This is a genomic window from Pedobacter sp. B4419, from assembly GCF_059693725.1.
On sequence record NZ_JCASSL010000001.1, the window covers coordinates 416,462 to 439,434 of the forward strand.

Below are 22,973 nucleotides of genomic sequence, written 5' to 3' on the forward strand. Positions count from 1 at the left end.
AAACTGCTCTATAACCATGGTGAAAAAGTCCAATAAGTTATCGAGCTGGTTTATCTCTAAGCCGCAAACCTCGGGTCTTATTACATTTTTTTCACTCCTAATGCTCATCGCGCTTATTGTACATCAGCGTTATGAATTGTTTAAGGAGAATAAAGAACGCGAGATCTCCAATGTTTTGTATGGAGTTAAACAAAACCTCGAACAGTCTTTAAAAAACAGCTATACCGTAGCGCTTACACTGGCCCTAACGCTCGACAATAAGGGCGTGCCCACCAACTTCGAGTCGGTAGCCGAACAGCTGATCCGCTCCAATCCAGACCTGCAGGCAGTGCAATTGGTTCCCAATGGGGTAATCAAATACATGTATCCCCTTAAAGGAAACGAATTAGCGGTTAATATCGATCTTTTTAAAAGTCCCCCAGAAACCGTTTTGGAAGTTAGGAAAGCCATCGATACCAAAAAGATGTATTACCAGGGGCCGGTAAAGCTTACTCAGGGCGGTATGGGCGTTGTAGGCCGTTTGCCTTTGTACATCAACAATAAATTTTGGGGTTTTTCTGCGGTAGTGATCAAACTGGAGAAGCTTTTTAAAAATGCCGGAATAGACAATAAGAAATATGCAGACTATCAATTTCAGTTTTCTAAAATCAATCCTATAACCAAAAAAGAAGAATTTTTTCTGCCGATCCAAAAACATTTTGTTCCCGAAATGTCCCGTTCGGTCAGCTTTCCAGAGGGAGATTGGAAACTTTATGTAGTAGACGTTAACCTCTACGATACTTGGTACGAACTGGCTTCGGCCATTCTGTTTGGCTTGGGCTTGGCCATATTATGCAGCTACCTGCTTACCCGTTTATTGAGAAAGCAAACCCAGTTGCAGCGTATTGTAAACCATCAGGCTTCGCAGCTCCTTAATACCGAGAGCAAATTCAAAAATATATTTGACAATGCCGCCATTGGTATCGCCAGGGTCGATTCGAGAACAGGATTGATCTTGGAAGTAAACCGCTACCTCTGCAATTTTTTGGGTTATACCGAAAAAGAGCTGATGGATAAAAAAATCAAATCGCTTATTCATGCCGAAGATTTGGAAGAAGATGCCATCTTGTTTAAACAGTTGCTGGCAGGAAAAATTAGGCAGTTTAGTAGGGAAAAAAGATATCTAACGAAAGACAAATGCATCATTTGGGGCAATGTAATCATTACGCCACTTTGGGCAGCGGGCGAAGATCCTACCAACCACATCATTATTGTAGAAGATGTAACCAAGCGCAAAGCCGAGCAGCAAAGTCTCATCGAATCGCAGCAGCGGATCGAATCGCTAATCAATACAATCGATGGGGTAGTATGGGAAGGCGATCCGGAGACCCATTCCTGTAGCTTTGTTAGTCAAAAAGTAAAAGAGATCTTAGGCTATACCGCACATCAGTGGACGAGTAGTCCAAGTTTCTGGCTAGAGCATCTCCATCCCGAAGACCGGGAATGGGTAAAGGTGTTTAGCGAAAAGGCAACGGCCGAAAAGAGAAAGCATGATTATGAATACCGTATGCTGGCCAATGATGGCAAAGTGGTTTGGATCCGCGATATTGTAAGCATCATCGACGAACCTGGACAACCTATCAAGCTCAGGGGAATCATGATTGACATCACCAATAAAAAGCATTCGGAATCTGCTTTGAGCAAATCATTCAACCTGGTTACCGAACAAAACAAAAGGTTGCTCAATTTTTCTTACATCGTATCGCATAACCTGCGTTCGCATGCCAGTAACATTCAGGGGATTTCCACATTGATTGAAAATGCCCAAAACGACGAAGATCGCGATGAAATGATCCAGTTGCTTAAAAAAGTGGCAGGAAACTTGAACGAGACCTTATTTAACCTCAATAATATCGTTAACATCCAAACCAGCATAGATGTGGTGGTAGAGCCTCTAAACCTCTACGATTATGTGCTCAAAACCCTGGCCACGCAAAATGCACAGATTTTGGCCAAAGATGCAACGATACTCAATAAGATAGACAATACAATCAGGATCAATTACAATAAAGCTTACCTCGAAAGCATTTTGCTTAACCTGGTTTCGAATGCTTTGCGCTACAGCCATCCAAATCGTAAACCCGTAATTTCACTGACTTGCTTTGAAGAAAATGGACAAATGGTGTTGCGCGTAGCGGATAATGGCATTGGCATCGACCTGAAAAAACATGGCGATAAGATATTTGGGATCTATCAAACCTTTAATGGCAATTCAGATGCCCGCGGATTTGGGCTTTTCATCTCCAAAAACCAAATCGAAGCCATGGGTGGGCGGATAGCTGTAGAAAGTGCCGAGAATATGGGTACTACTTTTAAGATTTATTTTAAGTAGTTTATAGTTTAGGGTCGATAGTCCATAGCCAAGTTTCAAATGCCATGCGCGTGCGTAGTGACAAAGTAATCTCATCCTATCCGTTTGAGAGGCTGGATCAGGTCTAGCATGATGACTTGTAGGTGCTAATGACTGATCAGCTAATGAACTATTTTAGGTTTAAGAGCGCACAGGCAGTACAATAAACAAAGCCAGTCCTGCTATTCGCTATAGCCCTCGTGCCTCGGGGCTGTCGCTGCTATCAGGGCTAATTAGGCAGTTCCCCCTTCCAACCATCACTGACTAATTAGCCAATGAACCAATGACTAATGAATCTTTCCTCTTGTGGAGGAATGCCCGAAGGGTCAGTTGGTTATTCCTTCTTCGGCGCAATTCCCTTATCCACATCTAGCGTATAAGAAGCTTCACTGGCCTCAAAAGCTTGTTTGAGCAAATCTGGATTGGCTTGTTCCTCTTCTAGGGGCTCATCATTGGTATTTAAGCCATTAGAATGTATGTCTTTTTGGCTTTGCTGATCTTCAGATTCGTTGTTTTGCGAATCATCTACAGGGATATTGTCTTCTGGATTAATCATGATCTTAGGGTTTTAACAAATAAACAGTTCAGTTATAGAGTTGTTTGCTAATACAGTAAATTGGGCCTAATTTTAACATTGCATGACGAAATTAGATAAAGAAACTATTGATTATATTTTTAATCATTATCAGCATCTCTTTACCAAGTATGAGAAATTTGCTAATCGGCACCTAGCTTCAATAATTAAATTGGATATTAATGATACAAAAGAAGCGACAAGCAATATTGAAAAAATGTATCAAAAAGTAGGGTGGCTAAGTAACGATAAACAAATACTGGATTTGATAAAGGATGGGGAAGAAGTGTTTAGATGCAATGTTGTAAAAAGGTTAGTTAAGGAACATTCAGCCCAAATTAACTTGAATAATTGTCCAGCCTGTGGTCGCCTTGCGCGTACGCCTTTAGCTAAGCAATGTCGCTATTGTGGATTAGGCTGGCATTAATTGTTGGTCTTAGCGGATACAGCAATGCGGAAACAATAATAGGCAAGGCATAAGCACCGATTAAAATAAGATCGGGCGTTTCGGCATAATCAATGCCTAACGTATTAAACAAAAGCGCACAACATGCCGTACCAATCAATGCAATAATAATTCTGATGTTTTTCGTACTTAATGTGGTTTTGGTCAACAAAAACAGGCTCAGCCATAAAATAAAAAAGGCAGGTATAGAAGTGCCCAGGGCAGCAAAAAAACCGAAAATAAAGAAAGTCAGAATTCCTTCGAAAGGAGCAGCCGAAGCAATGCTGAAATAGGTGACAAACAATAGCGTTCCTACCAGCGTACTGGTGAGCCAGATCTTAAATGGGTAGGATAGTCTATAGTTCATCGGTTTGGGGCTACCTAAAGATAGCAATAGCCAGATGATTTAACAACTTAGTCCTTAATTTTCAAAGAACTAAGTTGTTTTATTCGTAAACGTGTTAGTTGAGGGTGCCAGAAAAGAAAATCTCTACAGTAGCGCCATTCTCTATAAACCTCGCCTTGGCATGGTCTAGGTAATCGCCAGAAGGATCGCTCAAAATGCTGCCCAATTGCGATGTAGGACTAAAAAAGGCCGAAGTGCTATTGTTTTTAATGGAAAGCACTACATGGCCACAGCAGAAGCTTCCATAATAAGTTGGGTTTGGCGTGTCTACGTAAACGGTATAGTCGCCAGTATCATCCAAAATCCAGCCACGTGGACCAAATAGTTTGGCTTGGTTGACAATTGTTGTTTTGGCAACTGGTGCTTTGTCGCTTTTAAAAGAAGAAAAACAGCAGACCACCGCCAATAGCGGAATAAAAAGATACTTTCTCATGATTTTTTAGTTTAGGGTTAGTAAATAGATTTTTATCTTCTTCAAGATAAAGAACGGTTTCTAGTACTGCTAAGATTTTATATGAAGTGCCTGAATCTGAGGATATAAAGGTGGTGGGGAAGGATGAAGGAGGAATAAATGATCTATTAATCTAATTCTTCGTTTTAAATCATGCGAAGATTACTCGTAAGATCCATTAAATAAGACTAAAAAGGAATTAATACTAAGCATATCATAAATAATTTGAGTTTTGATTGCATTTCTGTAGGTACGACTTTTTAAATAAATTTATCCTTATAAAATAAAAAGATGAGTGAATTTGTATATAAATGTTCAAACTGTGGTGAAGTACACGAAGAATGGCCGGCATTGGCATTTATTTCTCCCTTACATTATGGTGAACTAAATGAAGAGGAAAAGAACAAGTTAGCAGAAATTGATTCTGACTTTTGTGTTATTTCTTATGAAGATCAGACAGATAGGTTCATAAGGTGTACACTGATACAAACAGTTAACGACCATTGTGAAGATTTGGAATATGGCCTGTGGGTTTCATTAAGCGAAACTAGCTTTAATGATTACAAAGAGAACTACAGTAATGAGAATCATGAGGTTTCTTATTTTGGCTGGCTAAGCAATTGGGTGCCTGGCTATGAAAGTACATTGTCAATTCCCACAACTGTGTTTACACGCACAGGTAATTCAAGACCAGAAATCGTTCCTCACGAAGGTTTTGATCATCCATTTGTTAGGGATTATTATAATGGAATAAGTAAAGAAGAAGCCGAAAAGCGGATTAATGAGATGTTAGAAGGAGGCGACTAACTCTACCTACATTCTTTCAGAAAATTTCACATGGATTTAAATTAAAAAAGAAAAGAGATTCTCCATCCAGACGAATCTCTTTTTCTAACCAAATATAAACCTGTATGAACGGGTTATCTTTTAATTTCCGGCTTGTGCCAAGAAATGTTTGCTATCAATTTTTGCGTATTGTTAGGTGTTCGTAACAATCACTTTGCAAATATAGAAATAATTTTTGATAGTGTAAAAAGTACACTAAGAAAAATTACAATATTCCATTTCATGTTTTTTGCATGACAAATCACTTCTCCAAGCAATTCTAATTTTCTATAAACAAAAATAGTTCCAATACTTGAGCTCGAAGGTTAAAAGGTGTTAAATTTCTGTTAAATCGCGAAATGCGTAATGCGAAATGCGTATTGAGTACAGCGTATTGCGTATAGCGTATTGCGTTTGGCGTATTGAGGCGATACTGCTGCTGCAAATATTCCTGGCACTTATCGCAAGTCGCCCTGCGCCAAACCCTTATCGCTCAGCGCTAACAAAAAAGGCAATGCCAAACGACACTGCCTTTAATAGAGTATGTAATTGAAAACTATTTTAATGAACCGTAGTACTCTACAAATTTAGCAAGGGCACAAGAATAGCCCCACTCATTGTCATACCAAGAAACTACTTTTACAAAGTTATCGTTCAATGAAATACCAGCGCCTGCATCAAAAATCGAAGCGCGGTCATCGCCAATAAAGTCAGAAGAAACAACCTCATCTTCGGTATAACCTAACACGCCTTTTAAAGGACCTTCTAACGAAGCTGCTTTCATCACGTCTTTGATTTGTTGGTAAGTAGCAGGTTTTTCTAAACGCGCAGTTAAATCTACTACAGAGACATCGGCAACAGGTACGCGGAACGACATACCGGTTAATTTGCCTTTCAACGAAGGAATTACCTTGGTTACCGCTTTGGCTGCACCAGTTGATGAAGGGATGATGTTAGAGAAACCGCCACGGCCACCTCTCCAGTCTTTAGCCGAAGGACCATCAACGGTTTTTTGGGTTGCAGTTACTGCGTGTACGGTACTCATCAAACCTTCAACTACGCCAAAGTTATCGTGCAATACTTTAACAATTGGAGCCAAACAGTTAGTGGTACACGATGCATTAGAAACTACAGTTTGATCGGCAGTTAATTGATCGTGGTTTACGCCCATTACGTAAGTTGGGATATCATCATCTTTAGCCGGAGCTGAGAATACTACTTTTTTCGCGCCAGCAGCAATGTGTTTATTCGCATCAGCACGAGTTAAGAACAAGCCTGTAGATTCGATTACGATTTCTACACCAACTGCGTCCCATTTCAAGTTCGAAGGATCTTTCTCTGCAGTAATGCGGATGGTTTTTCCGTTTACGACCAATTGTCCGTCTTTTACCTCAACAGTTCCGTCAAAACGGCCGTGGGTAGTATCATATTTTAACATATAAGCCATGTAGTCTGGCTCGATCAAGTCGTTGATGGCAACAATATCAAGGCCTCTTTTCAAGGCAGCTCTAAAAACAAGTCGGCCGATACGGCCAAATCCGTTTATTCCTACTTTAGTCATTGTATTTAATTTGAATAATAATTAAGTAAATTATGTATTGGTTCTTTTGTTATGGTCATGATCTGCACGTCGTGCTTTTGGGCCGCCAGTCTTAGCCTATCCTGAAAGGTGCCTGCCACAGTACCCACAAAGTGGATTTCCTGGTCGGGATGCAGTTTCACCGTTGGGATCAGGTAAGTGCTGAAGTACTTTTCAAAAGCCTGATCAATCATTTGTTCAATGTATTTATTGCTTCTTTGGTCGATGTAAAAATCAAGAAAAGAGCCTAGGTAGTTCTGTACGTTTGGTTTTTTGTAGATCCGTTCCAAAATCAAGGGACGGTCAACATTGTAGCGTTCTTCAAATAGCTTCCTCAAATCCTGAGGCAATTTGTCTTCCAGGTACTGTTTGAGCAACAACTTGCCCAAGTAATTGGCAGAACCTTCGTCGCCTAGGATATAGCCCAGTCCGAAATTGTTTTTCTCCGGACTTTTCCCATCAAAATAGGCACAATTGGCGCCGCTTCCCAAAATGCCTACAATACCGGTATGGTTATAGCAGGCGGCAATAGAGGCACCATATAAATCGTCTTTTACCTTGATTTTGCTGTTCCTGAAAAACTGGCCCAATGTTTTGGCCAGCGATTCCTGCATGCCTGGCGAAGAGGTTCCGGCCACAAAGGCGTAAATCTTCTTGATGCGCTCGGCATGGTTGATCAGGGTAATTTCCTTATTGAGCAGGTAGAGGATATGCTTGGAATCGTTAAAACAAGGGTTGATGCCCGCTATGGTACATTCTGCTATGGTCTTGCCTTCGTTAGAGATTTTCCAGAAGGCGCTTTTAGATCCGCTATAAACTACTGCTATCATTGGTTTTGTTGATTAAATGGATAGAACGTGGGTCATTTCTAGTAAATCATCCTCCAATTTATAGTTGTGTGTATTCAGGGCGTCTTCCAGGCTTGTCAACTTGATTTTGTTGCCATAAAGTCCCACCATCTGCATACTTTCGCCAGCTATCAAAGCGTTTACGGCTGCATAGCCCAAACGGCTGCCTAAAATACGGTCGAAACCACTAGGACTGCCCCCACGTTGCAAATGCCCTAAGATAGTTACTTTGGTATCATAGTGTGTAAACTTTCTTTTTACGCTTTTGGCGATATCGTAAGCGCCGCCATATTTATTTCCTTCAGATACGATTACGATACTCGAAGATTTTTTGGTGGAGGCGCCAGCTTTTAATTTAGTGATCAGTTCTTTTAAGGAAGTTTCTCTCTCGGGCAGCAATACCGCTTCGGCACCACTGGCTACGGCAGTTCTCAAGGCAATACAGCCCGAATCCCTACCCATTACTTCGATGAAGAACAAACGGTCGTGCGAGTCGGCGGTGTCCCTGATTTTGTCAATGGCTTCAATTACGGTATTGATGGCCGTATCATAGCCCAAGGTAAAATCAGAACCACTTAAATCGTTGTCGATGGTTCCGGGTACGCCAATTACGTTGATTTTATATTTTTCACCGAATCTTTTGGCTCCGGTAAAGGTACCATCGCCACCAATTACAACGAGGCCATCTATTTCTTTTTCCTTTAGGTTTTTAAAGGCGAGTTCCATGCCTTCGTCTTCCTTAAACGCCATGCACCTGGCCGTTTTCAGAATGGTGCCGCCCATATGTAAAATGTTGCTTACAGAGCGGGCATCCATCGGGATGATGTTGTTGTCTATTAATCCTTGATAGCCCTGCATTACCCCAAACATGTTCTTGCCATGGTAAATACCGGTGCGAATAACGGCTCTAATGCAGGCATTCATACCCGGGGCATCGCCCCCAGAAGTCAGTACTGCAATATTTTTAAGATCTTGTTTCATTATAATACACGAATATAAGGTGTATTAATTACACTAAGTAATTTTTTTTCATTATTTTTATGGATTAACCGAGCAAGTGTCTTTATTTTGTTCCCATATTTATATACCTAAAACGTTAGTGTTTTGAAAGAAGTATTACCTGTATTTAATTCGGCTGTTTCCATCGACTGTGTGTTATTTGGTTTTGATGGTGGCGAGCTCAAAATTCTGTTAATAGAGCGTAACGAAGAGCCCTTTAAGGATTGGTGGGCGCTACCGGGAAACTTGGTGGCAGAGACCGAAAGCCTTGACCAGTCGGCTTTGCGTATTTTGCACGAGCTTACGGGATTGAGCGATATTTATATGGAGCAGTACTATACTTTTGGAGAGGTCGATCGCCACCCACAAGGCAGGGTAATTACCGTGGCCTATTATGCCATGTTGCGCCTAGGCGGAGATAAGGCATTAAAACCCTTAACTTCTTATGCCAAAAGAGCACAATGGATCAACGTAAAGGAATTGCCGAAGCTAGGTTTCGACCATCAGCATATTTTTGACAAGGGCTTGGAGAAAATCAAGCGTCGCATTAAACATCTTCCGATCGCTTTCGAGCTGTTGCCAGAGAAATTTACTTTAACGCAGGTACAGAACGTATACGAACTGATCTTAGGCAAAAAACTGGATAAACGTAACTTTAGAAAGAAAATCTTGAGCTTTGGCGTGCTGAAAGAACTTGACGAGAAGCAGAAAGGCGTTTCGTTTAGGGCGGCCACGCTTTACAAATTTGACAAGAGAAAGTACGCTAAACTATTTGGGAAGGCCATTTCCTTCTAACTCAAACAAAGTTGCTTGATGCTTGTTTTGCTAGAGTGCAAGTTGCTCAACGTAGCTTTGAAAAAAATATTATATTTTCATTATAAAAATTAGCATCGATGTGTTATATTTACACTATCAACCTTATTGAATGAAAAAACTCTACCAAATCTTTTTATTTTTTAGCTGTTTAATTGTGATGAACGTCAAAGTTCATGCACAGGTAAACGACGTTTTGCCTTACTTGGGAGCTGCCCAAGCTAATGTAGACAGCCTAGCTGCCGAAGGTTTGCTCAATGTTGATCAGCTGAACTGGGAAAACAATACATTTGGTGGTTTTCAAGTGATCAATTTTACAAACTATCCTAATCCTGCCGTTACACAGACTACCATTGCCTATCAATTAACCGATAGGGCCACCGTAACCTTAAGGGTAATCGATTTGACCGGCAAGCAATTGGCTGTTTTAATCAATAAACAAAGTCAGGATGCAGGTAAAAAAGAGTTCTATTGGGAACTTTCTAAAAATAATATTACTTCTGGTATGTATATCCTGGTGCTGCAGGTGGATAGCAAAAACTACAGCAGAAAAATAATAGTACAATAGCTTAAACTAAAAACTAAACGATAATGATTGCCCTCGAGTTTTTCGGGGGCTTTTTGTTTTTATTCAATCCGTCATGCCGGACTCCGTCCGATAGCTATCTCAAGATGGATTCTGAAATAAACCACGAAGTGCTCTTGAATACCATTAAAAACAAGAAAAACTAATGAAAAGTTCGGGATGAAGAGTGGGGGAATGGTCATCTCGTTCGAGAGAGATTGCTTCGCAGGCTCACAATGACGACTTGGTAAGAACTGAAAACTGGCCATTGGAAACTGCCTTTTAGCCATGATGGGAGCGGCAGCCCCGAGGTACGAGGGCTATAGCGGAGAGCAGGACTGGCTTTAATCGTTGCTGCAATTTGGCGCTCCAAACCTATAATTTGTTCATTGGCTTGTTAGCTGATTAGCTCTTGTTGGATTGTTGAATTGTTAACTGGAAACAGACAATTGAAAACTATTGATTCTTTTTTTGGAAAACAATGTCAATGCTCATCGGCAATTGTAGCCCTTCTTTCCGCTTTACTCCATTGTATTTCGTGTTCGCTCCAATAAGGCTTAACGAAGAAAGGAAGTGGTTCTTTTGATGTTTATTAGCTTATTTGAGGATTAGTCATTGGCCAATTGTTTAATGTTGTCAATTAAAACAAATCTGTCATTAAGAGGGTAACGAGGAATCTGTCTCGAGAACAGATCCTTCGCGAAGCTCAGGATGACAAAATGTACACACGCTCGCAACGACGACTTTCTCGCAACTGGCAACTGGCAACTGAAAACTAAAAAAGCCCTGAAGTTTTTCTTCAGGGCTTTTTTATCGTATATCCTTATTGGATTATTTTTTGCTCAAGTGGTACTCTACCAGGTCGTCTATTGGCGAACGGATAATTTTGCCTACGCCCATTTCATAACGATCGGCCACAATGCTCAGGATATCCCTAAAGCTATAGCCTACAGAACCTACGCAGTTTAATTCGTAGTTTTTGTAGTTAGGGTAGTGGATCACCAAGTTTTCGAAGAAGGCGGTAAAGCCGTAATCTACCACGGAGGTGGTATAATCTTCATAGCTTTCCTTAAAGTCGTAAATGAACTTGCTAAAGCCAGCGCAGAAACGGTTAGGAAGGGGTTTGTTGTAAATATGGTCGAAAATATCTTCGTTGGTTAAGGCATAGTTATCATAAAAGCTTTCCCTTAAGCCCTTTGGCATGTAGCCTTTCATATAATCGGCCAAGATGCGTTTGCCAATATAGCTGCCGCTGCCTTCGTCGCCTAAGAAATAGCCCAATGAATCGATGTTTAAGGTAATGTCGTTTCCATCATATAAGCAGGTATTGGTTCCGGTACCCAAAATGGCGGCAAAGCCTGGCTCATCGCCTAATAAGGCACGACAAGAGGCCAATAAATCGTGGCCAACATTGATCTTGGCATTCACGAAAACTTTTTGCATCGCATCTGCCACAATCTTTTTGTTTGCATCGGTAGAGCAGCCGGCTCCATAATAATATACTTCGGTTAACTTCTCAGGTTCTAAATGATCAGGCAAAGAATTTCTTAGGGAACTCTCAATGTAATCGCCTTTAGAAAAATAAGGGTTGTAGCCCTCTGTATTAAAATGGATTTTTCTTCCGGCTTCATTGATCAAACACCAATTGGTTTTGGTTGATCCACCATCTGCAATAACTATCATTTTTTGTTTTTTAGTTTAGTAATTGGTAAAAAAGTCTACCAATATATGTGCCTTTTTTGAAATAAAAAATTAAAATTGAGTTTTTTATTCCTTAACAATTCCTTTACGTTAAATATTTGAATTCGTAGTTAAAATCTAGGTTTTTGATAAAGTGTATTTTATACACTATTAAGGGCTGAAACAGACCATATCGGCGATTGGTATGCGGTGTTTTGGAAAATAAAAAAGCCTCGATAATTTATTGAGGCTTTTTGCATGATTTAGCTGTTTTTTAGTTTTTAGTAAGTGTATACGTTCTGTTGTATTCATCTAGCACAACGGTATAATTTCCAGCTGTGTTAACCGCTATATTGGCGCCACCTTCTGCAATGGTACCGCCAGCGCCACCATAGTTGTAATCCCAATTGCCTTTGGTAAAGATGAACTTGAATTCGCCAACAGTAAGATTGGTAGTTACGGTCCATTTGCCATTGCCACCATAAGTCATTGCCGGTAATAAGGCATTGCCCGGCGAATTATCCCAGCCACCAGCAGTAGCATTACCTACTAAGAAAACGGTGCCATCGGTTACTGAATATTTTAGGTTTTTAATATCGGTACCATCCCAAATGATGCGTTTTAATCCTGTTGTTCCGGTAAACGTAAAATTACCTTCGCCTGATTCCAGCATTGATCCTTCTGCTGTGCCTTTGCCATAGTCTCTAGAGCCTGATGTAGTTCCATTGCCCCAAGCATTGCCGTCAATCATTTTCCATTCCTGTCCGCTAGTTAAGTTCACAAAGCCCAGGAATTTATTGGTACCCATAAAGTTTAAGCCTTGGCTAGGGAATACATTTGGCGGATTCCAGCCAGCTGCAGTAGCTGCACCTACGGCACCCATCATTCCATGGTCGGCCTGTACGTAATATTTAAGGTTTTTCTGGTCAAAAGTAACACGATAAATGCCACTTGCTCCATAGTTTTCAATGTTGGCTTCACCGTCAACAGCTGCATCGCCTGGTGTACCAGGTTTCATGCCCCAGTCAGACGAGTTCAAGCTGCCACCCGGCCATTGTTGTTGGTTCAAGAATTTCAAGCCGCCATTACCCGCATTCAATTTCACGTAAATATAGAAAGTACCTGGATTTGAAGCGTCTGGAATCATTTGGATGGCACTTTCTGCAGTCCAACCCGCAGGCGTATCTCCACCTACCAAGAACATTTTTACTTCTCTGGTAATCACCAAATCATTTACGTAATCGGCAGTTTTCTTGAAGTTGCCCGAAGTGGCTTCTACCGTCCATTGTAAAGCAACAGGGGTTGCTTGGTCGGTGTAGCCTGCCGCGGTTAATTTATCGCTAATATCTTTGTATCCAACTGCCAAGGCCGAATCAAGACCTGAGTTGTTTGAAGTATAAGTAAATAATGGATTATTGAAATCACCACCCTTAGCTACAAATTTTACCTGGTATTTAACCGAATTACTGGTTACTCCAGGGAAGGCTTTTTGCCATTTGAAATTGAGCATATCGGTAGTCGAATTCGGGTTGATCACCACTGGGGTACTCGATGAAACCGGTCCGTAAAGCAGGAAATTGCTCACGCCATCGCCCATGCGGGTAATGGAAATGCTCATCGTAGCGGTATTTACTTTCACCGTTCCATTGGTAGCCTGGATGGCCCAAATCAAATCTGTTTTCACGCCATCGGCAATAGATTTGGCTTTTAAGGCATCATCTAGTTGTTTTTGGGTGATATTTAAGGTTACCGCAGCACCATTGTTATCTGCAGGAAACTCGATCAATGGCGCATCAAGGCTTCCTGTTTTTAAAGCTGCTATAAATTTATAGGTTGGCTTGGTATTTACCCCAGGTGTGGCTGCATTCCAAGTGAAGGTCACTTTGTTATTAGGCGTAGCCGAATTTAAGACTAACATAGTGTTGTTTGCAGGTGCGGTTGTGGCAAATGCACCCAATGCCTCACCTTTAGATTGCTCATCAAATTCGGTCTTTTTACAGCCAAAGGCGATTGCTGCAACCGCCAGTAAAATGTATAATATCTTGTGTTTCATTGTCGAGCTTAATTAAAGACGGTATAAACAACTTCATTTACGGGGCCAGAAGTAGGTACATTGGCACCTGTGACATCTTTTACGCTTCCGGTAAACTGGTAAGAGAACTTGCTCAGCTTGGTTCCTGCGGGCAGGGTGATCAATCGCTCTGGAATAAACGAATAGGAGTAGAGCGTGGCCGATTGCTTGGTAGCTACCAATGCAGTTCTTGTGGCTACAACTGTACCTGCGTCATCGTAAAAAGTTAGGGTCACTTTTACATCGAACATGCGTTGCAGATTCTGGTCGGTAGCCAAATCCTGGTGGAAATACACGGTAGTCATATCCGAATAATCCATCTTCGCAGGGAAAACACGGAATTGGGAAGGCGTAAATACCAATGGATCAAACTTGTAAGGTTTAAAATCCTGTGTTTGTTTGGTGCCATCTTTAGTCTTGCCCAAAAAACCAAAGTTGATCAGCTCTGCTGGACTTTGGCCAAATAGGGTAGTGCCCGTGAATTTGAAAGTAAAGATATTGGTAGCGGTCTTGGTCATTTTAGCCGCTTCGGAAGAGCTGCCCCATTGTCCGTTTGTTAAGGCGTCTTTGCCTCCTCCAACGCCATCGTTAGAGAACATCCAGAGGTAAACTTCGTTTTGGCCTGCCATTGCGGTACCTGATATGTCTAATGTGATGGTTACTTCGTCTTCAGCGGTAAAAGTAGCCGGACTAAATGTAACCTGCGCAAAGGCGAAAGTTGCACTCAGTATACCTATAATTGATAATAGTAATTTTTTCATGATGAATATTTTTTATCGCTTACTTCTTAGTGAATTCGTATTGATAGCTTACGATTACTTTTCCATTCGACTTTTTCTCTCTCTTCAAGTAGAACTTTCCACTTTTTAAATAGGCATAAGAACCTAGGGTCAAGCTGCTGGTGCTCGTGCCGTTTTTTAAAGTAATGAGGGTTGGCGCAACTGCGTTATCAACCGACCATGTTCCGGTGTTAAAATCAGAGATTTTTGGAGAATTGCCAGGGGTAATGGTAAATGCAGCCGGATTGCCCGATGCATCGCCCTGCAAACTGATGCTCAGCTCTTTGTAAGGATAGATACTGGTGATATCCAATTCTTTGTAAGGAAAGCCTTTGGTTGTGGCATCCTGATCAATTTGGGTAACTTTAGACAAAGACCAGTTTCCCTGTAAGTCTTTCACTATATTTTGTTCTGAACCAATTGGCCCAAACTCTTCTGGCTTACATCCCCAAACCGCTGTGATGAGGAATGCCAATAACATATATTTAATCTTTTTCATGTTTCGTTTCAATTAATTACAACCGCCTTCTGGATTACGTTGAAAAGCCGTATTGCTGGCCATTTCGCCTTGTGGAAACTGGAGCACCAAGCCTGGGCAGTTCCATACCGAACCACGCTTATCAATATTTTCGCCTTTGGCGCCAATTCTTTTGATTTCTGAAATTCGGTTGCCTTCGCCTGCCATTTCAATGCTGCGTTCGAAACGGGCATTGGTTTTGATCAAGCTGGCTGATGAATTCGAAGGAATGCTTTTGGTACCTGCGTAGGCCCTATTCAAGATGTCGTTGATGTCTTGGGCGCCAACAGTTAAATTTTGACCAGTCTCTGCTGCAGATTCGGCTCTGATCAATTTCATCTCTGTGAGGTAAAAAACAGGGATCTCAAATCGATCTGAATTATACTTTTTGGTTACTACAAAGCCAGGGTATTTGACGTTGTCGTACAAAGCTTTGCGTACATCGTTTGGCGTATTTACGCTGCTATAAAAATCAGCTGTGAAGCGTAAGGTAGGCAAATTGAAGTCAGAACGATATTGTCCTCTTAATTCGCCGCCTGGTTCATAAGCGCCTTTGGTATTAACGATTTTGAAGATGCTTTCTTTTGAGCCTGCTTCAGAAAAGCGAGTGGCATAGGTAGCATCTAAAGTGAATTTATTGCTGGCAATTACCTGATTTGAATAGTTATAGGCATTAGGGAAATCGTTCATCTGAAAATAAACTTTGGCCAATAAGGCCTTGGCCGCCCATTTGGTGGCGTAACCGCTATTTTCGTCAGGCAATTTTACCTCTGCAGTTTTCAAATCAGCAATGATGATGTCATACACCTGTTTTACCGTAGCACGTGTGCCTGCATTAATGGTGGTGCTGGTTCTGATGGGCACGCCCAGGTGCGAGTTGTCGGCAGTAAAGCCATAAGGCTGTGCAAACAGCTGTACCACTTGAAAATGGCCTAATGCACGGATGAATTTGGCCTGTCCTTCCAAGTTGTCCTTCATGGTTACTGCTTTATCTAAATTCTGCAATACAATGTTGGCGCGGTAAATAGCCTGATAAATGTCGGTGTACATGGCATTTTTATAATCGCCAAATACCGAAGTTTTACGACCGAAGATTTCTCCAAAGTCTCCACTCAGCTGTGTGCCATTCAATTGATCAGCCATCAGGTCGTTGATTACCTGTATTTTGCCACCAAACATATTGCCACCACCCACAATTTGGTAGGCAGAATTCATCTCCGACTTTAAACCGGCCTCATCTGCAATGGCAACTACCTCTGGAATTGATTCAGGAGGTGGAGTTTCCAGGAATTTTTTACATCCGGTACCTATAACCGTAAATAGGGCAAGTACCACGAATGATTTTGAAATGTTTTTATAATTGATTTTCATTTTTTGATCTATTTATGTCTATTGCCTAAAATGATGTTGATAAACCGAAGGTATATGTCCTTTGCTGTGGCGTAGTTAAATAAGTTACGTTAGGGCTCATGTTCCTGTCTTGAGGATTTTCAAAGTCCCTGGCAATTTCAGGATCGCCACCAGGATATTTGCTGAAAGTAAGCAAGTTCATACCCGTTGCAAATAGTTTCAGGTTTCGTAGCCTTAGTTTTTGTACAAAGCTTGCAGGCACGTTATAGGCCAAGGTTACTTCCCTCAATCTTACAAAAGAAGCACTGTACAAGAACATGGTAGAGTTGTATTGCCATTCGCTTGATAAGCCTGCGTAAGTGCCGCTATTCATAGTTAGGCGAGGGAATTTAGCCACATCGCCAGGTTTTCTCCAACGATCTGCAATGTCTTCCCTGATGTTCCAGTCGGTAACAATGCCCAATTGGCGTTTGGCAGAGCCATCATATAAATTGCCCCCAAAAGAGAAGGTAAACAAGGTATTTAGCTCAAAGCCTTTAAAAGTAAAGGTATTGGTTAGTCCACCTACATAATCAGGCAATACTTTTCCAACAGGTACGCGATTGTCTAACGAGAAGGTCTTGGTTTCGTAACCGTCTTTATCCAGCCAAATTGGTAAGCCGTCTGCTGGATCTACACCTTTATAGCGAACCAAGAAGTTGGTGCCGATCGGATAACCTACTGCAATACGGGTATCGTTGGTACCTCCGCCAACTGCATCAGGCGTAAGGCCATCAAGACTTAATACTTCATTGTAATTTTGCGACACATTTAAGCGGGTTACCCATTTGAAGTTTTTGGCCTGAATGTTAACGGAGTTCAAGCTCAGCTCATAGCCTTCGTTTAGGATTTTACCTACGTTAATCCAGCCATTGGCAAAACCTGTTGATGGAGAGATTCCACCGCTCAACAATGCATCCTTGGTTGTTTTTCTGTAGTAAGAGAATTCTCCAGTAATGCGGTCCTTAAATAAACCAAAATCCAGTCCTAAATCAAGGTTTCTGCCTTCTTCCCATTTCAACGAAGGATTGCCTACGTTAATTGGATATAATACCGGATTGCCATTATAACTTCCAGAGAACTGGAATTGCTGATAATAACGGGCAGGAGGGAAGTTTGAGCTACCTACCAAGCCATAACTTGCTCTCAGCTTTAAATTGCTAATGAAATTGCTGTTTTTGAGGAAATTCTCCTGACTAATGTACCAAGAAGCCGAAACTGCCGGGAAATAACCATATTTGTTTTCTGGGCCAAATTTTGAAGAACCGTCTCTACGGGCCAAAATCTGTAGGTAATATTTATTATCGTAAGAATAATTGATACGGGCAAACAGCGAGGCAAAAGTTTCGCGACCTGCACCACTATAATAAGTTAAGCCTCCAGAGTTGGCAATATTTTGCATAACCAAATACAGGTTTTGCTTATTATCCGAGAAGGGTTCGTTGGCGTCGCCAGTAATGCCATTGGTATAGGCATTTCTATAAGACAACTGGGATTCGGCACCGGCCAAAATAGTCATCTTGTTTTTATCGTCGATTTGCCAATCGTAGGTGGCCGTACCCGAGAAATTTTTGTTAAAGATTTTGGTCGGATATAAGGTTGCACTACCAATGCTGGCGTTCCTTAATGAAGCAGGAGTAAAGATGTTATCTTGTACATCTAGGTTATCCATATTGAAACTACCCTTTAGGCTGAAATTTTTAAAAGGCTTCAGTTCCATGGTGATGCCTGCAATCAGTCGTTCGTTTCTGGTTTTCCAATCTAATAAACCCAAGTTGCGTGCCGGATTGGCCCCATTGCTGAAAAAAGAACCATCTGCATTGTAAACCGGGTAAATCGGCAAAGCTACAGACATGGCATCACCGATACCACCGCTCCAAGCTGCATTTACACGTTGGTTAATGCCCCTGTCATAGCCCACATTGATGCTGGTAGAGAAATAATTGGTTGGTTTGATATCGAAATTGGTCCTGAAGCCGTAGCGTTCATACGAGTTGCCAACTAAAAAGCTTTCGTTATCGCTGTAATTGGCCGAGATATAAGTTTTAAGTTTTTCTGTGCCTTGGCTAAGAGAAATACTCTGGTCGTTAGATTTGCCGGTTTGGGTTAAAATATCCCACCAATCGGTGTTGGTTTGTTGAGCTTGTGCCCAAGTTAAGCCACCTGGAAGTGGGGCCAGGCCTGTATTGCCATCATTTGTCCAAGCTTCTTGGCGCAATTGCAACCATTCTGGTCCGTTGGCAAACGTAGGTTTGTTGGCATAATTGCTCAATCCATATTTGCTGGAAAGCGATATCGTCGGTTTTCCTGATTTTCCTCTTTTGGTGGTGATCAAGATTACGCCATTGGCACCTCGGGAACCATAAATACCAGCAGCACCAGCATCTTTTAAAATCTCAACGGATTCGATATCATTAGGATTAATCGTAGCCAATGGATTTTGGTTCATCGCTCCGCGGTTGCCTGTAATGAATGGATCTGAGGTAATTGGAATACCATCTACTACATATAGAGGATCGCCACCGGCACTAATCGAACCGATACCTCTAATCCTGATAACAGAACCGCTACCGGCTAAACCACTGCCCTGTGTTACCTGAACACCTGGAGCCTGTCCTTGCAAACTAGCCTCGAAACTTGGGGTAGGCAGAGAGGTGAGCTTATCGCCACTTACTTTAGAGATGGCACCTGTTACCTCACGTTTGGTCTGTGTACCATAACCCACTACAATTACTTCGTTCAGGTTTTGCGATTCGGGCTTAAGCTCGAAATTGAGTACCACATTGCCTGTTCCAACTGTTGCATTGAGCTTGGTTGATGCAAAGCCAATGTACTTGGCGGTTAAGGTATAGCTGCCACTGGCCAAACCCGTAATTCGGTAATTGCCATCGTTGTCGGTAACCGTTTGTTTTTGGGTACCGTCTACCATTACAGAAGCGCCTGGAATGGGGAGTTTGGTGTCGTCAAGAATTTTACCAGAAATGCTTCCAGTTTGTGCGTAGCTTGTCAATGCGCAGAGCGTAAAAAACATCAACAAACAAAGCTTAATGGGGTAGAGTACTTTCATAGAAAAAAGCCCGTTTTAAAGTTTAAATATTTGGTTATAATTAATTGTGTATTACACTATTGTAAATTTAATGGCGCAGATTAAAAATCAAAATTTTATATCATAATTTTTTTGAACACCATATTTTATGGAGGTAAACACCTCAAAAAAGCAAATAAATAGGCTATTTAATTTCTGTAAAATCTAAATTTATTTTATTTAAGTATTTGATTATTAAGTTTTTATGTTTGAAAATCGAAAAATTAAGTGTGATTTTTACACTAAGTTGTTTTTTGACATATTTTCGGGAACGTTTTCGGGAACGTTCCCGAAAAATCGAAATGGAAATGAAGTTTTGTTGCAACAAGCAGGGGCGAATTCTGCGTATTTTAGAAAAATCCTGAAAATTTTTGATCGAAAGGCCCTCGGTTTTTAGGCTAAAAAACAGCCCTAGTTTTGGCGTAGTTTTAAGCCTTGGAAGTCGACTCTCGCTGCACCAATTTGGAGTTCAAAACCAGTTGCGTGGTAGGAGCTACATCGCCCGGGTTTTCGAGCATTTTGAACAACAATTCGGCTGCGGTTTTGCCTAAGTCTGAAGCAGGTTGTGTAACGGTGCTTAAGGCAGGATTAAGCAGGGGAGCAATCTCCAAACTGGAGAAGCCAATCACCTTTAAGTCTTTGGGTATAGACAAGTTAATGTCGTAGCAAGCATAATAGGTGGCAAAGGCCAAACGTTCTACCGAAGTGAAAACACCATCTGGCTTTAAGTCGATAAAAGCTTTCTTTAAGCGATCTATGTTTTCTTTATAGTTATTGCTGCAATCGATGATCAATTCGTCTTCAAAAGGGACCTGGAATTTTTTGAGTGCATCGATATAGCCCTGCATACGTGTCTTGCCAATAGAAAGCGTTTTGTTTACCGCTAAATACGCAATGCGTTTGCAGCCTTGCTGAATAAGGTGTTTGGTGGCCGCAAAACTGCTGTCGTAATCGTTGGTAATTACCCTTGGTGTTTCAATGTCTTCATAAACACGATCGAAAAAGACAATCGGCAAGCGTTTTTTCGAAAGTTCGTTCAGGTAGTTATGGTTGTTCGCCTCGCCCGATACCGACATGATAATGCCATCGGCCCTGCCATTGTGCAAGTGCTTGATAAAAGAAACCTCTTTCTCAAATTGATCATTCGTGGCATACACCAAAATATGATAGCCCTTGGCACTGGCTACGCGCTCAATGCTTTGGATGGCCAATGAGAAATAATTGTTGGCTAATTCGGGTACGATAACGGCAATGGTCTTGCTTTTTTGCTCCCTTAAATTACTGGCGTAGTGGTTAGGCTGGTAATTGAGTTCTTTGGCCATAGCCAAAATACGCGCCTTTGTGGTAGCACTGATATCGCTGTTATCTCTAAACGCTCTCGAAACAGTAGAAGTAGAAAGATGAAGGGCCTTCGCTAATTTTTTAATGTTCACATTGTCCATCTACCGGCAACAATTATTATAATGACTGATTTGCGTGTAAATATAAATGATAAAAAAAGTAATTATTTCTATTTATTTGTTAAATGATTTGAAAATTAGCTCAATTCATCAAAAAGCTCACCTAAAAATGCCAACTTAACCTTATGATCATGAAACGTATCTTGTTTTTGGTTCTTTTAAGCATGGCTTTCATTAGCCTCAAGGGCCAAGTTAAAGTTCGTTTTGAATTGGTCGATATTCCAACAGCTACTGAGGCCCAGCCCAACTATTTCGTTGCCGGAAGCTTTAATAACTGGTCGCCAAATGATGTAAACGCCAAATTCTCAAAATCGGCAGACAATAAATATGTACTTGAAAAACTTTTGCCGGCCGATGCCTATGAATTTAAGATTACCCGTGGCACTTGGGACCAAGTAGAAAGCAACAGCAATGGAAAAGCCATTACCAACCGAAGCTTCAACCTTAAAAAAGATACGGTAATAAGGTTAAGTGTCGCTGCTTGGGCCGATGCATTTAAAAAAGAAGCACCAAAATCTACGGCATCGGTTCATGTAAAGTTGCTCGATAGTGCTTTTGAGATGCCCCAGTTGGAAACCAAAAGACGGATCTGGATTTATTTGCCGCCATCTTATGGCAAATCAAAGCAAAAGTATCCGGTTTTGTATATGCATGATGGCCAAAACCTGTTCAACCAAACTACTTCAGGCTATGGCGAGTGGGGTGTTGACGAAATTCTGGACAGCATCAGTGCCAAAGGTGGAAAAGAATACATTGTAGTAGGTATTGATCATGGTGGTAGCGAAAGGTTAAAGGAATACAATCCTTACGATAGCCAATATGGGAAGGGCAAGGGTGTAGCTTACGTAGCATTTTTGGTCAATACTTTAAAGCCTTACATCGACCAACATTATCGTACTTTAACCGACAGTAAGCATACCGCAATTGCCGGAAGCTCGATGGGTGGCCTCATCTCTATGTATGCCATAGCCACATACCCGCAGGTTTTTGGCAAGGCTGGCATATTTTCTCCGGCATTTTGGGTTGGAAAAACCATTGAAACAGATGTTAAGAAAGCAGTTCCATCATTAAAAGGACACCAGATCTATTTTGTAGCTGGCGATTTGGAAGGAAAAATGATGACGCGCGACATGGAAAGCGTGTATCGGATCTTGATTGGTGATGCAGGTGAACAAGGAACAAAGAATAAAAACATTAAGCTGGTAGAAAAGGCCGATGGAAAACATAGTGAATGGTTTTGGCATCGGGAGTTTCCAGCATTTTATGAATTTATTTCCAATTAGAGATAGCTTTACAAATGGAAGAGTTTAAAATTTTGATTACACCATGGCATGGAACTTCAACTGCTCCACCATACTTTGATTCTACTATTACAGAAAAAATTGAGGGCAAGGATCCTTTCAATAAACCGGTATACAGTAATGATTGGTTTCATTATTCTCCTATGAGAGCAGGCAATCCGGTGCCATTAACGGATGAATATAAACTGCCTTCAAGCTTTTACTGGATATGTGCCGATGTGAAAAAATTGGATACAGATTATTATGCCCATAGCAAAGGTGTTATCCTGTCGGAAGTGTTTTACAACTATTTGAAAAAGTTCAATTGCTTAGATACTTATGAGCTTGCTGAAATTCAGCCACTTTCCAAAAAACTGGAATCGATCAGTGATAAGAAGTATTTTTTTTTCAGGTTTTTAACCCGTTCTATTGGTGATTACATTGATCTTGATGATTCTGTTAAACAAAAACGGGCAAACAAAGTAATCCCGATGTTTTTATATACTTCGCTAATTGCTAAGCGATACGATGTTCCTGATCTTTTTTGGCTTAAAAATGAATTAATCGCAAGTCAGAAAGTTGGCGATGAAATAAATGGTCAATGCTTTAAAGGATTTAAAATGCTGAGTTTGGATGATTATGCAACTGAAATAAATTTTAGAGACTTGAATCCTTATCCTACATTGGAACTAATGAAAGAAAGAGATAACCTGATCTTTTGACGGGATATATAGACGAATTAAATAAAATGTAATTTTTTGAATATTGATAGGTGCAAAACTTTCAAAAAAACAATATTTGTATACAAGCAAAAGATA

General features: G+C 41.0%; 20 protein-coding genes. 7 read left to right on the forward strand and 13 right to left on the reverse strand.

Annotation, left to right across the window (positions count from 1 at the left end; genetic code table 11):
- Positions 1-100: 100 nt before the first annotated feature.
- Positions 101-2,371 (forward strand): sensor histidine kinase, encoded by a 2,271-nt coding sequence (locus AC570H_RS01615; RefSeq protein ID WP_497351025.1) that lies wholly within the window; start codon positions 101-103, stop codon positions 2,369-2,371.
- A 352-nt stretch (positions 2,372-2,723) separates the two neighbouring features.
- On the opposite strand, the gene AC570H_RS01620 is transcribed toward AC570H_RS01615, so the two are convergent.
- The gene (locus AC570H_RS01620; protein WP_497351027.1) at positions 2,724-2,945 is read right to left on the reverse strand and encodes a hypothetical protein; all 222 of its coding nucleotides are present in this window, start codon (positions 2,943-2,945) and stop codon (positions 2,724-2,726) included.
- An 82-nt stretch (positions 2,946-3,027) separates the two neighbouring features.
- On the opposite strand from AC570H_RS01620, the gene AC570H_RS01625 reads away from it, so the two are divergent.
- Positions 3,028-3,390, forward strand: a complete 363-nt coding sequence (locus AC570H_RS01625) for a hypothetical protein (RefSeq protein WP_497351030.1) — start codon at positions 3,028-3,030, stop codon at positions 3,388-3,390.
- Here AC570H_RS01625 and AC570H_RS01630 read toward each other — a convergent pair.
- Positions 3,353-3,775, reverse strand: a complete 423-nt coding sequence (locus AC570H_RS01630; protein ID WP_497351032.1) for a hypothetical protein — start codon at positions 3,773-3,775, stop codon at positions 3,353-3,355. The genes AC570H_RS01625 and AC570H_RS01630 overlap by 38 nt on opposite strands.
- A gap of 94 nt (positions 3,776-3,869) precedes the next feature.
- Positions 3,870-4,247: a hypothetical protein gene (locus tag AC570H_RS01635; RefSeq protein ID WP_497351034.1), complete on the reverse strand. Its 378-nt coding sequence runs from the start codon at positions 4,245-4,247 to the stop codon at positions 3,870-3,872.
- A 309-nt stretch (positions 4,248-4,556) separates the two neighbouring features.
- Between AC570H_RS01635 and AC570H_RS01640 the strand changes: the two genes are divergently transcribed.
- Complete coding sequence (locus AC570H_RS01640; protein WP_497351036.1) at positions 4,557-5,072, forward strand: DUF2199 domain-containing protein; 516 nt, start codon at positions 4,557-4,559, stop codon at positions 5,070-5,072.
- A gap of 574 nt (positions 5,073-5,646) precedes the next feature.
- On the opposite strand, the gene gap is transcribed toward AC570H_RS01640, so the two are convergent.
- The 3 genes from gap to pfkA are packed head-to-tail and all read right to left on the reverse strand — an operon-like array spanning position 5,647 to position 8,498.
- Positions 5,647-6,651 carry a type I glyceraldehyde-3-phosphate dehydrogenase gene (gap, locus tag AC570H_RS01645; protein WP_497351038.1) on the reverse strand — a complete coding sequence of 335 codons (1,005 nt, stop codon included), beginning with the start codon at positions 6,649-6,651 and terminating at the stop codon, positions 5,647-5,649.
- A gap of 5 nt (positions 6,652-6,656) precedes the next feature.
- Entirely contained in the window at positions 6,657-7,499 is an 843-nt protein-coding gene (locus AC570H_RS01650; protein WP_497351040.1) for a hypothetical protein, read from the reverse strand.
- A 12-nt stretch (positions 7,500-7,511) separates the two neighbouring features.
- A complete protein-coding gene (pfkA, locus tag AC570H_RS01655; protein WP_497351042.1) occupies positions 7,512-8,498 on the reverse strand; it encodes a 6-phosphofructokinase in 987 nt (328 codons plus the stop codon).
- A gap of 123 nt (positions 8,499-8,621) precedes the next feature.
- Here pfkA and AC570H_RS01660 point away from each other — a divergent pair, with 123 nt between their 5' ends.
- Together AC570H_RS01660 and AC570H_RS01665 are read left to right on the forward strand one after the other, a co-directional pair.
- The gene (locus AC570H_RS01660) at positions 8,622-9,311 is read left to right on the forward strand and encodes an NUDIX hydrolase (RefSeq protein ID WP_497351044.1); all 690 of its coding nucleotides are present in this window, start codon (positions 8,622-8,624) and stop codon (positions 9,309-9,311) included.
- 130 nt (positions 9,312-9,441) lie between these two features.
- Positions 9,442-9,897, forward strand: a complete 456-nt coding sequence (locus AC570H_RS01665; RefSeq protein WP_497351046.1) for a T9SS type A sorting domain-containing protein — start codon at positions 9,442-9,444, stop codon at positions 9,895-9,897.
- An 828-nt stretch (positions 9,898-10,725) separates the two neighbouring features.
- Here AC570H_RS01665 and AC570H_RS01670 read toward each other — a convergent pair.
- From AC570H_RS01670 to AC570H_RS01700, 7 genes are all read right to left on the reverse strand, one after another.
- Positions 10,726-11,577: an N-acetylglucosamine kinase gene (locus AC570H_RS01670; protein ID WP_497351048.1), complete on the reverse strand. Its 852-nt coding sequence runs from the start codon at positions 11,575-11,577 to the stop codon at positions 10,726-10,728.
- A 271-nt stretch (positions 11,578-11,848) separates the two neighbouring features.
- A complete protein-coding gene (locus tag AC570H_RS01675; protein WP_497351050.1) occupies positions 11,849-13,627 on the reverse strand; it encodes a SusE domain-containing protein in 1,779 nt (592 codons plus the stop codon).
- 8 nt (positions 13,628-13,635) lie between these two features.
- A complete protein-coding gene (locus AC570H_RS01680) occupies positions 13,636-14,406 on the reverse strand; it encodes a hypothetical protein (protein WP_497351052.1) in 771 nt (256 codons plus the stop codon).
- A gap of 19 nt (positions 14,407-14,425) precedes the next feature.
- Positions 14,426-14,923: a DUF5004 domain-containing protein gene (locus tag AC570H_RS01685; RefSeq protein ID WP_497351054.1), complete on the reverse strand. Its 498-nt coding sequence runs from the start codon at positions 14,921-14,923 to the stop codon at positions 14,426-14,428.
- Between the two features lie 12 nt (positions 14,924-14,935).
- Positions 14,936-16,312, reverse strand: coding sequence for a RagB/SusD family nutrient uptake outer membrane protein (locus AC570H_RS01690; RefSeq protein ID WP_497351056.1), 1,377 nt, complete (start codon positions 16,310-16,312; stop codon positions 14,936-14,938).
- Positions 16,313-16,337: 25 nt separating this feature from the next.
- On the reverse strand, positions 16,338-19,397 hold the full coding sequence (locus AC570H_RS01695) for a SusC/RagA family TonB-linked outer membrane protein (RefSeq protein ID WP_497351058.1): 3,060 nt from the start codon (positions 19,395-19,397) through the stop codon (positions 16,338-16,340).
- 446 nt (positions 19,398-19,843) lie between these two features.
- Positions 19,844-20,857, reverse strand: coding sequence for a LacI family DNA-binding transcriptional regulator (locus AC570H_RS01700; RefSeq protein ID WP_497351060.1), 1,014 nt, complete (start codon positions 20,855-20,857; stop codon positions 19,844-19,846).
- Between the two features lie 149 nt (positions 20,858-21,006).
- Between AC570H_RS01700 and AC570H_RS01705 the strand changes: the two genes are divergently transcribed.
- Positions 21,007-22,158, forward strand: coding sequence for an alpha/beta hydrolase-fold protein (locus AC570H_RS01705; protein WP_497351062.1), 1,152 nt, complete (start codon positions 21,007-21,009; stop codon positions 22,156-22,158).
- A gap of 14 nt (positions 22,159-22,172) precedes the next feature.
- Positions 22,173-22,877: an Imm43 family immunity protein gene (locus AC570H_RS01710; protein ID WP_497351064.1), complete on the forward strand. Its 705-nt coding sequence runs from the start codon at positions 22,173-22,175 to the stop codon at positions 22,875-22,877.
- The last annotated feature ends 96 nt before the right edge of the window (positions 22,878-22,973 follow it).